This window comes from Pseudarthrobacter sp. PS3-L1 (genome assembly GCF_030063285.1).
In the GTDB taxonomy this organism is placed as follows: domain Bacteria; phylum Actinomycetota; class Actinomycetes; order Actinomycetales; family Micrococcaceae; genus Arthrobacter.
On the sequence record NZ_JASISU010000004.1, the window covers coordinates 519922 to 534298 of the forward strand.

Annotated in this window: 12 protein-coding genes; 9 read left to right on the forward strand and 3 right to left on the reverse strand. The window is 61.0% G+C overall.

The window, feature by feature from the left end; genetic code table 11:
* The first annotated feature begins 3 nt into the window (after positions 1-3).
* The gene (locus QMG79_RS13680; RefSeq protein ID WP_283539133.1) at positions 4-1311 is read left to right on the forward strand and encodes an alpha/beta hydrolase; all 1308 of its coding nucleotides are present in this window, start codon (positions 4-6) and stop codon (positions 1309-1311) included.
* Positions 1308-3857, forward strand: a complete 2550-nt coding sequence (locus QMG79_RS13685) for a rhomboid family intramembrane serine protease (RefSeq protein WP_283539134.1) — start codon at positions 1308-1310, stop codon at positions 3855-3857. The genes QMG79_RS13680 and QMG79_RS13685 overlap by 4 nt, the downstream gene beginning before the upstream one ends.
* Positions 3858-3976: 119 nt before the next feature.
* Here the strand turns inward: QMG79_RS13685 and QMG79_RS13690 are convergent, their stop codons facing one another.
* Together QMG79_RS13690 and nucS are read right to left on the reverse strand one after the other, a co-directional pair.
* Positions 3977-4180 (reverse strand): cold-shock protein, encoded by a 204-nt coding sequence (locus tag QMG79_RS13690; RefSeq protein ID WP_283539135.1) that lies wholly within the window; start codon positions 4178-4180, stop codon positions 3977-3979.
* A 264-nt stretch (positions 4181-4444) separates the two neighbouring features.
* Entirely contained in the window at positions 4445-5140 is a 696-nt protein-coding gene (nucS, locus tag QMG79_RS13695; protein WP_283539136.1) for an endonuclease NucS, read from the reverse strand.
* 90 nt (positions 5141-5230) lie between these two features.
* On the opposite strand from nucS, the gene QMG79_RS13700 reads away from it, so the two are divergent.
* Complete coding sequence (locus QMG79_RS13700) at positions 5231-5569, forward strand: Rv1322 family protein (protein ID WP_283539137.1); 339 nt, start codon at positions 5231-5233, stop codon at positions 5567-5569.
* A gap of 46 nt (positions 5570-5615) precedes the next feature.
* Positions 5616-6410: an alpha/beta hydrolase gene (locus QMG79_RS13705; RefSeq protein ID WP_283539274.1), complete on the forward strand. Its 795-nt coding sequence runs from the start codon at positions 5616-5618 to the stop codon at positions 6408-6410.
* Positions 6411-6485: 75 nt separating this feature from the next.
* Here the strand turns inward: QMG79_RS13705 and QMG79_RS13710 are convergent, their stop codons facing one another.
* Positions 6486-7799, reverse strand: a complete 1314-nt coding sequence (locus tag QMG79_RS13710) for an AI-2E family transporter (RefSeq protein ID WP_502934741.1) — start codon at positions 7797-7799, stop codon at positions 6486-6488.
* A 206-nt stretch (positions 7800-8005) separates the two neighbouring features.
* On the opposite strand from QMG79_RS13710, the gene QMG79_RS13715 reads away from it, so the two are divergent.
* The 5 genes from QMG79_RS13715 (at position 8006) to QMG79_RS13735 (ending at position 14354) form a co-directional block, all read left to right on the forward strand.
* Positions 8006-9697, forward strand: a complete 1692-nt coding sequence (locus QMG79_RS13715; RefSeq protein ID WP_283539138.1) for a DUF8094 domain-containing protein — start codon at positions 8006-8008, stop codon at positions 9695-9697.
* 46 nt (positions 9698-9743) lie between these two features.
* Positions 9744-10736: a tetratricopeptide repeat protein gene (locus tag QMG79_RS13720; protein WP_283539139.1), complete on the forward strand. Its 993-nt coding sequence runs from the start codon at positions 9744-9746 to the stop codon at positions 10734-10736.
* Complete coding sequence (locus QMG79_RS13725) at positions 10736-11842, forward strand: NADH:flavin oxidoreductase/NADH oxidase (protein WP_283539140.1); 1107 nt, start codon at positions 10736-10738, stop codon at positions 11840-11842. The genes QMG79_RS13720 and QMG79_RS13725 overlap by 1 nt, the downstream gene beginning before the upstream one ends.
* A gap of 62 nt (positions 11843-11904) precedes the next feature.
* Complete coding sequence (locus tag QMG79_RS13730; RefSeq protein WP_283539141.1) at positions 11905-12801, forward strand: ABC transporter ATP-binding protein; 897 nt, start codon at positions 11905-11907, stop codon at positions 12799-12801.
* Positions 12783-14354, forward strand: coding sequence for a transporter (locus QMG79_RS13735; protein WP_283539142.1), 1572 nt, complete (start codon positions 12783-12785; stop codon positions 14352-14354). The genes QMG79_RS13730 and QMG79_RS13735 overlap by 19 nt, the downstream gene beginning before the upstream one ends.
* The last annotated feature ends 23 nt before the right edge of the window (positions 14355-14377 follow it).

The following is a 14377-nucleotide window of genomic DNA, read 5'->3' on the forward strand; positions in this document are numbered from 1 at the left end:
CCTGTGCAGTTGATCTCAAATATCAGGCTGGTTGATGGTCCGGTCCTGTGGGTCGCCTGGATTGCGGGGGTGCTGGCAATGATCTTCCTGTTCCGGAAGCCAGGTGGAATGAGGTTTGTCCGCTGGTTGGTGTTTTGCCTTGTGGCGGTAGCTTTCTCCATCGGCCTGGTTGTCGGTACCCATTGGCTCCTTGTTTACGTCATATCCTTTTTCCCGGACGAAGTCCCTGTGGCGGTTCTTGTATGGATTGTCCCCCCGGTGCTTGCGCTCCTGCTTTGGCTGACAGCGTTTCGGCACGCAACGTGGCGTGCCAGGCTTCTGAAGCTGCTGCCTGTCGTCCTGGTTGCGGCACTCTCAGCGGTCCAGGTCAATGCATATTTTGGACCTAATCGGACGGTTGCTGACCTGACGGGCGTTGCGGTATCGGAGATTATGGCTCTGGAAAGCGGGATGACCCACCAGCCTGGGAAAGATCCGGTACCACTCACGGGATGGAAGCCCGCAGGTGATATTCCGGCCGACGGCGGACTCCGCACCGCCCAGATTCCCGGGACGGAGTCGGGACTGGCAACGCGTAACGCATACATTTACTTCCCCCCGGCCTACTTCGCGGCAAACCGGCCAGCATTGCCGGTGTTGGTGCTGATGGCAGGCCAACCAGGAGGTCCGGCCGACTGGCTCACGGGAGGATCGCTGCGCCCACGCATGGACAGCTTTGCCGCCCAGCACGGGGGAGCGGCTCCGGTGGTTGTGGTGGTTGACTCCACGGGAAGCCAACAGGGCAACAATCTCTGCATGGACAGCAGTATTGCGCGTGCTGATACCTATCTTGCCCGTGACGTCCCAGCCTGGATCTCAAGCACTTTGGACGTCGATCTGGACCACGCACGGTGGGCTGTGGGTGGATTTTCCTACGGTGCCACGTGCGCCTTGCAAATGGTCACCCGGCACCCGGAAGTTTATGCAGACATGATCGCTTTCTCCAGTGAGCGCGAACCCGCGCTGGCCAAGGAACGGCAGAAAACCGTAGATGCAGCCTTCGGAGGTGACACAGCTGCCTTTGATGCCCTGGTACCGCTGACTGTCATGTCGACAAGGACCTTCCCGGGACAAGCTGCGTACTTCGCTGCAGGAGCCGAAGACCCGCAATTTGTGGCGTCCTTGAATGAGTTGGTTGCAGCTGCCCAGTCTGCCGGCTTCAGCGTGAGATCCGACGTCGTTGCGGGTGTTGGCCATTCGTGGGATGAACTGAACGTGGGAATGCCCAACGCGTTAGCTATGCTCTCCCAGCAATGGGGCTGGACCCAATGAGTAGTTCTGTAGCCGCTGATGGCCTGGGCAGCCGCATCTGGACAAGTCTGGTGCGCCCCGGTATCGCGCGTCTTCCCGCGTACCTTGCGAGCATCCCGCTCAGTCTCCTTATCCTTGCCATCCTGGTGGTCCTGGCTATCGCGACGGGTAGCTTTGCAGCAGGGCCCCCGGAGGAGATCCTTGGGATAGCAAGTGTCAGCGAAGCGACGTTGCGCAGCGGTCAGTGGTGGGCCCTTTTCACGTCCATGTTCTTCACGACCAATCCCGTGGCGTTCCTCACCGCGGCGCTCATGCTGGTGTTTCTGATGGGCATGGCTGAGCGTACGTTTGGCAGTCTACGAACGTTGATTTTCTTCGCTGGTTCCCAGTTCGCGGCCGTCACCCTCTTCCTGCTGATCACCCAATTGGCCGCCTATGTGGGCGACACCTGGCTCGGTTCAATGACGGACCAGAAATTGATCGGTCCCTACGGGGCAATCCTCGGGGTCTCCCTTGCTGCAAGCGGGCAACTCTCGCTCCTGTGGCGTCGACGGCTTCGTACAGCCGTGCTTGCACTGGCATTGCTCCTTGTTCTTTACGTGGGCCATCCCGAATCGGTGATCGGCCTGTTGGGGGCTGTGGTGGGCCTAGTGGCCTCAGCATGGCAGGACACAGTGGATGGGCGGTCAGCCCGTCACCGGTCCACGGGACGGGAGCGTCGGAACCTCCTGGCTGTGATCACGGCGATCTTTGCCCTCGGGCCTATCCTGGCTGCCGTTACGCGGACACCAACCGGGCCGCTTGCTCTGCTGCGTGACGTGATCCTGAATCCGTTGCCCACGCTGGGACAGTTGGAGGCAGACTGCGGATCTACTGTTGGCCAGGCATGCCTGGAGGCTGGCAACAAGGGCCTTGCCGGGCCACTCGCCATCTTCCTCGCAGTAGTACCTGTCGTTCTTCTGTTGATTTGCGCGGACGGTATCCGCCGTGGTCGCAGAATGGCACTGCACATAGCCGTCCTGGTCCAGTTGATGGTTGCTGCACTGGCATCCGTCTACCTTGCGCTGTTTGCCATCATGCCGCAGCACCCGTTACACCTGCACGCGGCGGCTTTGGGTTCGGGGTTTGTTCACGTTCTGCCGCTGGTGATTGTTCCGCTGGTTCTGGCCGGCCTTCTCTGGGGCAACAGGCGCCAGTTTAGAGTCGACCCGGATCCGACGGCGCGACGCCTGCTTCTGCGTACGGTAGGCGGCACCCTGGCCCTCCTTGCCGGAACCTATACGGTCCTGTGGTTCATTGCGGGCGGCGTGGATCGTGACGGTGGCTTGCTGGGCCTCGTTTCTGAACTGGCACGGCAGTACCTGCCTCTTCCCATCCCGCATTACTACAGGACTATTTTTGCGAATCGGTTTGCCGTCGAATACTGGCTTTTTTCGTATTCCGGCATCATCTTCTGGACTGTCGCACTGACGGCCGTGTGGATTGTCCTCCTGGGAAGAAGGCCGCTAGTCGATGCCGCGGCGAAGGATCGCGACGAGGCGCGGACGCTGCTTCGAAAAGGTGGGCAGTCGCTGTCTTGGATGGCACTCTGGGAGCCGAACAGATATTGGTTTACTTCGGATCGGACCGGCGCCGTGGCCTTCCAGCAACATGGACAGGTAGCGCTGACATTGGCCGGACCGTTTGGAGAGGCTGCAGGTATGGACCGTGCTGCAGCGGGATTCCTTGATTTCTGCTCCAGCCAGGCACTTGTGCCGGCGTTCTATTCCTGTGACGACGCACTGTGGCCCCTGCTGCAAACGCGTGGCTACCACCGGGTCAGCGTTGCGCAGGAGACCAGACTGGCCATCAAGGAGCTTGAGTTCAAGGGAAAGGAGTGGCAGAACGTCCGGACAGCAATCAACCGAGCCCGCAAGAGTGGCGTTACAGCCGTATGGGGAACATACCGAGACTTTTCCGCGTCGTTGCGCAGCCAGCTCAGTGAGCTCTCCGAGGACTGGGCTGCCGGCAAGGCTGTGCCGGAGATGGGGTTCACCCTCGGTGGAATCGACGATCTCATGGATGATGACGTCCTGACGTGCCTCGCTGTTGATCCGCAGGGGCAGGTACAGGGTGTGACGAGCTGGCTGCCCGTCTACGAAGACGGAGTGTTGGTCAGCAGGACATTGGATGTCATGCGACGTCGAGGTGCTGGTTTTCCTGGCGTCATGGAATTCCTGATCGCGTCAGCGGTGCAGGAACTGCGGGCCAGCGTGGATATTATCTCGCTCTCCGGATCTCCGCTGTCGAGGTCCATACCCGAGAATGAAGCCGATCCACTGTCATCGAGTGGCGCGGGCGCCCTTGTGGCCATCTTGGATGTGGTGGGGCACGCGTTGGAGCCCCTCTATGGGTTCCGTTCCCTTGCCGCCTTCAAATCACGGTTCCAGCCCGAGTACCGCACGCTGTACCTCTACTACCAGGACCCGCTGCAACTTGCGGCGATTGCCGGAGCGCTGACGCGCGCGTATCTTCCTGGTCTCTCACTGGCGCAGAGCGCAAAACTCCTGGGCCACCTGGTCAATTAGCCGATGCATTTTCTGGCTGCTGGATTGCCATATTAGATGGCGAAAACGACGAATGGCCCCCGGCCAAGCCGGAGGCCATTCTTTGAGGATCAACAAGGGTGATCCTCAACTTCTGGGGATCAGACCAGCGTCACGCCGGTAGCCTGGGGGCCCTTGGCGCCCTGGCCAATCTCGAACTGAACGCGGGCGTTCTCTTCGAGGGTCTTGAAACCACCAGTCTGGATTTCAGAGTAGTGCACAAAGACATCACCATCAGAGTCGTCCGGAGTAATGAAGCCGAAGCCCTTTTCCGCGTTGAACCATTTCACAGTTCCCTGTGCCATTTATTTCTCCTCATTATGGAAACAGTTCAGGTTCAGTACACTCCGCACTGCACCTGGTCACTCCACGGGGAGAATCCTGAATGCTGGATTTTAACAATCCGAATTGCAGGAGCCCCACGCTCGCAACATGTCTTGCGAGCATGAATAACACCTACACAAAGACTGATCAAAGACTTTCACGAGCACTGGTAGAGGTCAACGGGTGCGGGGCTGAAAATGATAAATTTTGCATTAAATCAAGGTAACGATCACTGTCATGCCTGCTCAGAAGAGCCGGGACTCGACATCGTCCACGCCACGCATGGCATCGTAGTCGAGCGTGACGCAGTCAATGCCCCGATCTGTGGCTAGCACACGTGCCTGTGGCTTGATCTGCTGTGCGGCGAAGATACCGCGGACGGGGGCCAGCAGAGGATCTCGGTTCAGCAGCTCAAGGTACCGGGTGAGTTGTTCCACACCATCAATGTCGCCCCTGCGCTTAAGCTCGATCGCTACTGTGGCGCCCATTGCATCACGGGCGAGGATGTCGACAGGGCCAATGGCCGTGAAATATTCCCGACGGATCAGGGAAAAACCTGTCCCAAGCGTCTCGATCTGTTCAGCGAGGAGGCGTTGCAGGTCAGCCTCCACACCGTCCTTGATGAGACCGGGATCAACTCCCAGGTCATGGGCCGAGTCGTGCAGCTGCTCGTGGATATTAATGATCAGACGGTCATCCGCCTTTGCTGACTGGACCGTCCACTGTTCGATCACACCTGTCTCAAGCTCAAGATCGGCAGGGCTCGCGACGCGAAGGGTGGCAGGCGGGCTCATCCAGTTAAGGGGTTTGTAGGAGCCGCCATCTGAATGGACCAGAACGGAACCGTCGGCTTTGACCAGCAGCAAGCGGGTAGCAAGCGGGAGGTGGGCCTTGAGGCGGCCGACGTAATCAACTGAACAACGAGCTATTACTAAACGCACCCACCCACCCTACCGGCTGTGGCAGCAGCGGTCAGGTCCTTCTCCCGCAGGCATATGAAACGGGGTACCCGGCTGAGGCAGAATAGGGTTATGCCGCGTTCCAATCGCCCCCGCCGCCGGGCCACCTCTGGCCCCACCGGTGGGTTCTCCGGTGGTCTCGGCCCCCCTGACAACGATCTCGAAAGGGCACGGGCTGGAATCGCCCGACGGGAGAGTGCTCCCGATGGCGAATGGATAGTGCGCAGCATGACCGCCCGCAATGCCGAGAAGGCCTACGTCTGCCCAGGATGCCGGCGCCCGGTGGAGCCCGGCACGGCACACCTTGTGGTCTGGCAGGACGACCATCTCTTCGGGTCGGCTGTGGGACTCGCAGAACGCCGGCACTGGCACACCAACTGCTGGCGTGGCCGGACGTACCGCTACCGCTGACGCCCCGGTAGCACGGGACCCGGATCCACTGGCTAAGCTGGAACGCATGACTTTTGACCCGTCGTCGTACGTTTTTAGCCAGGGCGCCGAGCCTGCCGCAATCCGCGCCACCACAGTACTCCCGGCATGCCGGGAGAATATCGAGATCCAGACAGAAGATGGCCTGACGCTGGTAGGTGAGCTAGCCCTGCCGGAGTCCGGACATATCGCTGCGACGTTGATTACGCTGCACCCGTTGCCCACACACGGGGGATTCATGGACTCGCACGTCTACCGGAAAGCTTCCTATCGGCTTCCTGCGTTGGCCGACATTGCGGTTCTGCGGTTCAATACCCGCGGCACCTCATCTGCCCGTGGCACCAGTGACGGTGCTTTTGGCGAAGGCATCAGCGAACGGTATGACGTGGAGGCTGCAGTTGCTTTTGCCGTAGAGCGGGGGCTGCCAAACCGGTGGTTGGTGGGCTGGTCCTTTGGCACGGAACTTGCGCTCAAATACGGTGCACGTGAGCCGGTACGCTCATCCATAGCAGGTGCTGTCCTTCTTTCACCGCCACTGCACCGCGCAGACGATGCCGACCTCGACACATGGGCGGAAGCTGGCAAACCCTTAGCAGTGCTGGTCCCCGAGCATGACGACTTCCTGCAACCGGCGGAGGCCATAAAGCGGTTTAGCCGCGTTCCCCAGGCCCATGTGGTGGGAGTGGACGGAGCCAAGCACCTCTGGGTAGGCGAAAAATACGCATCACGGGCGTTAAACGAGGTGACCGGAATTGTGACGGGATCACCTGGTACTGCGCTTCCGCAGGCCTTTGCCGGGCCCACTGCAGCAGCGGGAACCTGACCCTTTAGTGGGCCGGTGCTGCGGCGCTATCGTCCGGCCAGCCCTGCCTGTGGTTACCGCTTGTCCTGCCTGTGGTTACCGCTTGTCCTGCCGGACTATGAAGACTTCCTTCATGATGAGCAGGACCGCCGCTGCCGTTGGGATGGCAATCAAGGCACCCAGGACGCCAAGCAGGCTGCCGCCGGCAATCACCGAGATGACCGCCACGGCACCAGGAACTGCAACAGCCTTCTGCATGATCCGCGGGGAGATGAAATACGCCTCGAACTGGAGGTAGGCGAAGTAGAAGATGGCGTAGATGACGCTTGTTTGCCAGCCCACAGTCAGGGAGATAAGGATCACGGCGAACGCCGCAACCACGCCCCCCACCAGGGGAACGAACGCCAAGAGCGCCACGACGAACGTCAAGAGGACGGCGAAGGGCACCCCGAGGATTGACATCATGATGAAGGCAAATGCCGCGTTGAGAAGGGCTACGCATACTTGACCAATGACGTAGTTGCCAACTGAACGGGTTATTTCCTCCGACAGGGCCTCCACGCGGTGGCGCCGCGAGCGGGGTGCCAACCGGTAGCCCCACTTCTTCATGGCTGGAAGCGCAGCAAGGAAGTAGAGGCTCAGGACAAGGACCACCAGGGTCCCGAAGAGACTGTTGCCCAGGAACGTTCCAAAGCCGACGACGCCGCCTGCAATGCCGCCCATGATCTCCGGATTGTTAACGAATTTCTGGAGTTCCTCGTTGATGCGGTCCCGGATGCCGAACTGGTCATCGATGCTTTTGAAGAAGTCGGAATCGAGGAAGTCCTGGGTCCACCGTGGAGCCTGGTTCACAATCTGCGTCACCTGGACCACGATGGTGGGGATCAGCGTGGCGAAAAAACCTGCCACAGCGGAACACAGAATGGCCAAGGAAATGAGAATGCCCGCGATCCGGGGTACTTTCCGCTTTTCCAGCCACCGTACTACCGGGTCGAGTCCGAGGGAGATGAACAGGGCCGTGACGATCCACAGCAGGAGCTGGGTGACATTGGACCCAATCCAGTACACGCCCAGCGCAATCCCAATGCCGACCGTCGCCATGAATCCTGTGTAAATGGGGTGCTGGGTGGAGATCCGTGGCCCAGGGTAACCAAACTTTGAATTGCCCGGCCCACTGCCCAGGCCACTGTCCTCTGCCCTGGTGTTTTCCTCTTGTTCCTCAGGCGGCATTTCAAAGCGAATGCGGGGCTGGGCGCCAGGAATAGGCCGGCGAAGGCGTGAGAGCAGGGAACCAAACCACGTTGCCGGGACGTTGGCCTTTGCGGATGTACGTCGAGAATCATCCGGGGAACGGTCTGCCGAAGATGTTTTCCCGGGTTGGTTTCCGGAGGAGTTTGTCTCTTCAGTCACTCGCTTTGGGGCCTGTCCGTAGGTGGCACGGAGGAACCGGGCCAGGGCTGATGATCATCGCAAAGACTACCAGCCGGATTGTCGCGTCCGCCCGGAGGGTGCCTCCACACCGCCACGTCCCGTGTCATTCCATGGCCCAGCATGCCCGAATGGTAACGGAACGGATACTATTGATCCCAAACCCCCACTGATGATTGGTGAACCCTTTGCGTTTCAAGACTGGAGTGGCGCTTGTGCTGCTCGGCCTCCTCACACTTCTCGCCGGTATTGGCCAGAAAACCATCTGGGCGCCGTCGGAGACATTCACTGCCTCCGTCCCGTCCGACGCGGCCACGGCGCCCCTGACGGTCATTGACCAAAAGTTGCGGACTCTGCACGGTGGAACTGTGAAGATCGATGTTGCTGGAGACGGCAACTTCTTGTTGGCGGTGGGCCGTCCAGGCGACGTTGCGGCATGGGTTGGGCAAACGCGGCACAACGTCATCGATGGTGTTTCCGAGGATGGGACGTCATTGCAGGTCCAGACAGTTGACGGTGAAGCTACGGCGCCGAGTCCCGCGGGTTCCGATCTGTGGACGTCCACGGAAAAGGCAAGCGGCTCACTCGAGTACACATGGACGCCGCCTGCGGATGGTGAGTGGTCGCTGCTCCTGGCCAGCGACGGAACCCAGCCTGCCCCCGGTTCACTATCGATGACCTTCCCCAACGACATGAGCACGCCGTGGGCAGTTCCACTCATGATCCTGGGAGCAGTGGTGGTGCTGATAGGAGTTGTCCTTATGGTCCTTGGTCGTCACGGTGCCCGCCGACGTCCGGCCGGCAGTGACGCGTCCACGGCACCCGGAGATGCGGCAACCGATGCGCAAACAGAAACTGGGTCCGGTACTGCCCCCCGCCTGACAATGGCTGTTGCGACACTGGCGGCACTGGTTGTTGTGGGTTCCGGAACTGCTGCCTACGCCGCTACTCCTGCTCCCACCGATTCGCCGTCAGCAGAGCCGGCTGCCCAGGCGGAAGCTCCAGTGCTCTTGGACGCGCAGTTCCGACGCATCCTTGAGCAGGTTGCCAGTGCCACCGAAGCAGGCGATGCGGCCAAGGATGCCAGCAAGCTCACGCCACGTGTTGCTGGTACCGAGCTTGAGGTCCGCACGCAGAACTACAAAATTCGCTCGCAGGTGGGCACCTACGAGGCCCGGGTCCCGGTTCGTGCCGAGGAATTGCTGACCACAGCCGTCACCACCGACCCAACCTGGCCGCGTTCGGTCATGGCTGTCAGCAAGGGTGAGGGGAATGTTGTTCCGCAGCTGTTGACTTTTGTTCAGGAATCGCCTCGCGACAACTACATGCTGATGGCCACAACGCTCCTCCAGCCAGGAAGCACGTTGCCAACTCTGGGAACGGATGGGGTGGGAACACAGGCCGCTGACGATTCATCAGGCCTTGCGTACAGTGCAAAAGATGCGCTGAATGCACTCAGTGACAGGCTGTCCAATCCTGATTCAACGCTCAAGGACAAAGTCGTGGAGGGCGGCTCCTCGCCGTACATTGCGGACACCCTGTCCTACCAGGCGGATACCGTCACCACGGGCGCTCAGGCAACCTACGTTTTCAGCCACGCATTGAAGACTGAGACCGTGCAGGTCTTCAGGACGGCCGACGGCGGCGCGCTGGCGCTGGGTCGCTTGGACTTTACCCTTGATGGCACTCCCAAGGAGCCGGGTGACAAACTCACCATCGGCGACGATGCAGCTGTTCTTGCCGGTGGCAAGGAAACCACCACTGGCATGGTGCTGACCTCTGCGGAAACCGTTGCAGTTTTTATCCCGCCTGCGGGGTCCACTGATCCCGTGAAGGTGGTTGCGGCAACCCGCGGCCTGGTGGGAGCCAGCTTCAAGTAAGCCGCCAATGGCGCCGACGGCGCGTGGAATGGATAGAGTGGCAGGCATGAGTTTGCCTGCTTCCCGCCCTGTCCCTCCCGTCGGCGCCAGCGCGCTTAATCTGCGCGGCGCTGTCGATCTTTCCGCATTCAAACAGCGACCGGGTCCTCCTGCGGGTGCGACCGCAGGTCCGCCAGGTTCTGTCCCAGCCCACCAGGGCACCGATGCGGCAGCAAACCCTTCACTGCGTGTGGAGGTGACGGAGAAGAACTTCCAGGAACTTGTTGAGCTCTCAGCCCAGGTCCCGGTGGTCTTTGCCCTCTGGGCCGGCTACTCGCCCGAATCCGCTGCCATGCTAGAGGTCCTAGAGCGCGTTATCAACGGCTACGGCGGCCGCCTGGTCCTCGGCACAGCAGATGTGGAGGCTTTCCCACAGCTCGCGCAGGCATTCCAGGTTGAGGCTGTGCCAACAGCTGTGGCTGTTGTCAAAGGGCAGCCGGTTCCTCTTTTCCAGGGTGGTGCAGATGAAAACCAGCTTCCCCCCCTGCTTGATGAGCTCCTGAAGGTCGCGGCAGCGAATGGCGTCACGGGCGCTGTTGGCGGCGCAAGCCAGGATGACTCCCAGGAGGAAGCTCCGCTGCCGCCACTTCACCAGGCAGCCTATGACGCGATCGAAACAGGCGATTATGAGGCTGCCGCGGCGGCGTATCGTCAGGCCCTGCTGGAAGCTCCAGCCGACACGTTGGCCAAAGAAGGCCTTGCCCAAGTTGGCCTGATGGCACGAGTGCAGCCGCTGACTGCCCAAGATACTGAGGCTCTGCGGCAGCAGGGAGCCGATGAGCCTGACAACCTCGACGTTCAGCTCTCCGTGGCCGACCTCGACGTTTCTGGCGGACATGTCGAGGATGCCCTCAACAGGCTTGTGGCCTTCATTGGCCGCAACTTCGGCCCTGAACGGGAGACAGCGCGCCTCCGCCTCCTTGAGCTTTTTGATGTGGTGGGGGTAACTGACGATCGGGTGGCCAAAGCCCGTCAGGGACTGGCCCGGGTGCTGTTCTGATGAGCGTCCCGGCACTGTTCAGGCCCCTGGAGTTGCGTTCCCTGCACCTGAGCCACCGCGGCTGGGTCTCGCCCATGTGCCAGTACAGTTGTGCACCGGATGGCCCTGGCGAAGGCGTCCCCACAGAGTGGCACCTGGCACACCTTGGTGCCTTTGCCACAGGTGGCGCAGCTCTCATCATCACCGAAGCCGCTGCCGTCAGTGCGGATGGCAGGATCAGTCCGCGTGATGCTGGCCTTTATAACGAGGCACAGGTTGAGGGTTGGAAACGCATCATTTCATTTGTGCATGAGCATGGTGCCGCAGACGCCAAAATTGGCGTCCAGCTTGGTCACGCAGGGCGCAAGGCTTCTACCTACTGGCCGTTTGCGAGCCACCAGGGTAGCGTTCCGGCGTCCGACGGCGGGTGGGCGACTGCCGGCCCTTCCACCGGCGCATTTGCTGGCTACGCTGCGCCTCGCGAAATGACCGAAGCTGAGATCAGGGGAGTCATTGACGACTTTGCAGCAGCCGCGCAACGTGCCGTGCGTGCGGGGTTCGATACGGTCGAGATCCATGCAGCCCACGGTTACCTGCTGCACCAGTTCCAAAGCGCGCTGGTCAACCACCGAACGGATTCCTGGGGTGGCAGCGAAGCTGGGCGACACCGACTGATCCTTGAGGTAGTGGACGCCGTCCGTGCGATGATTCCCGTGGACATGCCCCTCCTGTTGAGGATCTCGGCTTCTGACTGGGCCGAGGGCGGTGTCGACATTGCAGAATCGGTGCGGCTTTGTACCGAGGCAACTCGCCGTGGTGTTGACCTGGTGGATGTTTCAAGTGGTGGGGCAGTGGCGCATCAGGACATTACGGTGGGTCCTGGCTACCAGACCCGGTTCGCGCAGGAAATCCGGGAGCAGGTGCAGGTGCCGACCGCCGCCGTAGGAATGATTTCCACGTCTGTCCAGGCCGATCATGTCCTCGTCTCCGGCCAGGCTGACGCTGTCCTGATTGCCCGTGCTGCGCTTCGTGACCCGCACTGGTGGCTGCGAGCCGCCGCTGACCTGGGACATGATCTTGCTTGGACGCCGCAGTACCAGCGCGGAAAGTCCTCTCACCGGTTCTAGTCCTGTGTGGTTACTCCTTCCGGACGATCCCCCGGGAGCCGGTCGGTGACTAGGGTGGGACCATGACAGCCGAGCGCCCCGATCAGGACCTGCCCGCAACCGTTCACGACGACGGGAGGTACCCCACAACCACGCCGTTGGACGGTGTTTTGGCTGATCAAGCGCCTACGCGGCTTCCCGTGGTGCCTGTGCCGTCAGCTGGCGACCACCCGGCCCTGTCCATCCAGGGGCTAGCGAAAGCCTTCGGTGGCAAGATCGCCGTCGACGGCATTTCCCTGGATGTCCCGGCGGGATCGTTTTACGGGATGGTAGGGCCCAACGGTGCCGGTAAAACCACCACGCTGTCCATGGCCACCGGCCTGTTGCGCCCGGATTTCGGGACGGCCCTGGTCCATGGCGTGGACGTGTGGGCCAACCCGCTTGAGGCCAAAAAAATGATGGGGATCCTCCCTGATGGCGTCCGGCTGTTCGACAGGCTCACCGGTGAACAGTTGGTCACCTATGCCGGCCTGCTTCGTGGGATGGACAGGGATGTGGTGGCATCCCGCGTGGGAGACCTCCTCCGCGCCCTTGACCTCGGAAAGGACACCGGGACGCTGGTGGTGGACTACTCGGCTGGCATGACAAAAAAGATCGCCCTGGCCTCGGCCCTCATCCATGCACCCAAAGTGCTGATCCTTGACGAACCGTTTGAATCAGTCGATCCAGTGTCGGCAGCAAATATCCGCTCCATCCTGGACAGCTATGTGGCTTCCGGGGGCACGGTCATTGTTTCCAGCCACGTCATGGACCTCGTCCAGCGAATGTGTGACCACGTTGCAGTTGTTTCCGGTGGCAGGCTGCTGGCCGCCGGAACGGTTGATGAGGTCCGGGGTGCAATGTCCCTCGAAGACAAGTTCGTGGAGCTCGTCGGCGGCCGCAACGAAACGGAGGGGCTGGAATGGTTGCGCACCTCGTAAGGCTCAAACTCACCCTCCTGCGCAACGGCCTCAAACGGAGCCCGTGGCAGCTGGTTGGGCTCATTTTTGGCGGCCTGTATGCCCTGGGAATCCTAGGTTTTCTTGTTGCTGGCCTGATTGCCCTGCGGGGTGCTGAGGCCGAGCTGGCACAGACCATCATTGTGCTTGGCGGCGTGGCTGCCCTGATCGGCTGGGCCATTCTGCCCATCGTTCTTTCGGCTGCCGATCTGACTCTTGACCCGGCACGGTTTACCACTTCGGCGATTCCCATGCCGCAGCTGCTGACCGGCCTGGCTATTGGCGGTTTGTTGGGAATCCCAGGCGCAGCCACGGCCATAGCTGCCCTTGCAACAGTGGCTACGTGGTCGCAGACAGTACTCTCAGCCCTCGGGGCACTGCTTGGCGCCAGCATTGCAGTTTTCACCTGCATTGTCCTTTCCAAAGTTGTTACTTCGGCGACTGTCAGCCTGTCTTCGTCACGGAAGTTCAAGGACGCCAGCGGTATTATCGCCTTCATTCCACTCATGCTCCTGGGCCCCATCTTCTTTTTCGTCAGCCAGGGCCTTCAGGACTCCGCTGCGTTCCTGCCCGATTTTGCGAGGATTCTTTCCTGGACCCCCTTGGGAGCCACCTGGTCCGTTGGTGGTGACCTTGCCGCCGGAAACGTAGGTGCCGCCGTCGTCAAGCTTGTGGTTGCCCTTGCCACGCTGGCGCTCCTTACCTGGGCGTGGAAGGTCCTGTTGGCCAGGGCCTTAGTGACGCCGGCGTATAGCGGTGGTTCCAGCAAGAGCAGCAAAAAGCTAGGCTTGTTTGGGGTGTTCCCGGGAACACCTACCGGTGCTGTTGCTGCGCGTGCACTGACCTACTGGTTCCGTGACCCCCGTTACGGCGGTTCCCTTGTGGTCATTCCGCTGCTGGCCGTCCTCCTGGTTTTCCAGGCAAGCCAGAGCGGAAACTTTGAGATTCTCGCCATTCTTGGACCACTGACGGCATTCCTCATGGCCTGGTCCATTTCCGCTGATATTTCCTACGACAACACCGCATTCGCCCTGCACCTGTCCACAGGCGTCAGTGGGCGCGCCGACCGGCTGGGCCGGGCATGGGCCTGCCTGATCCTCTCAGCGCCCGTGGTCGTCATCTTTGCCGTGGGGCCATTCTTCTTTACCGGCTCCTGGGAGTGGCTGCCTATGGTCCTTGGCCTCTCAACCGGGGTCCTGCTGTCCGGCCTGGGGCTCTCGTCCGTGGTGTCGGCCCGCTATAACGTGGCCGTGCCGCTTCCGGGTGACAGCCCTTTCAAGAAGCCCCCGGGAAACACCGCCCAGACTCTCCTGGTGCAGTTCGCTGGCATGGGGGTTCTCCTGTTGCTGGTCATCCCCGAAATTGCCCTGTTGATTGCCCAGTCTGTGACCGGACAGGTGCTCTTTGGATGGCTCGCCCTCGCTGTCGGAGCCATCCTGGGTGGTGTGCTCTTTAGTGTTGGCGTCCGCCTCGGCGGACGGTGGCTGGACGCCCGGGGACCCGAGATGCTGGCTCAACTGGGGGTGAACCGCTGACGCGGTAGGGGACAAGCAGTTAG

Excerpts from the sequence above, each read along its gene's own strand:
- QMG79_RS13725 (WP_283539140.1), top strand. The coding sequence starts at position 10,736 with ATGAGCGTCCCGGCACTGTTCAGGCCCCTGGAGTTGCGTTCCCTGCAC.
- QMG79_RS13730 (WP_283539141.1), top strand. The coding sequence starts at position 11,905 with ATGACAGCCGAGCGCCCCGATCAGGACCTGCCCGCAACCGTTCACGAC.
- QMG79_RS13720 (WP_283539139.1), top strand. The coding sequence starts at position 9,744 with ATGAGTTTGCCTGCTTCCCGCCCTGTCCCTCCCGTCGGCGCCAGCGCG.
- QMG79_RS13735 (WP_283539142.1), top strand. The coding sequence starts at position 12,783 with ATGGTTGCGCACCTCGTAAGGCTCAAACTCACCCTCCTGCGCAACGGC.
- QMG79_RS13685 (WP_283539134.1), top strand. The coding sequence starts at position 1,308 with ATGAGTAGTTCTGTAGCCGCTGATGGCCTGGGCAGCCGCATCTGGACA.
- QMG79_RS13705 (WP_283539274.1), top strand. The coding sequence starts at position 5,616 with ATGACTTTTGACCCGTCGTCGTACGTTTTTAGCCAGGGCGCCGAGCCT.
- QMG79_RS13700 (WP_283539137.1), top strand. The coding sequence starts at position 5,231 with ATGCCGCGTTCCAATCGCCCCCGCCGCCGGGCCACCTCTGGCCCCACC.
- QMG79_RS13690 (WP_283539135.1), bottom strand. The coding sequence starts at position 4,180 with ATGGCACAGGGAACTGTGAAATGGTTCAACGCGGAAAAGGGCTTCGGC.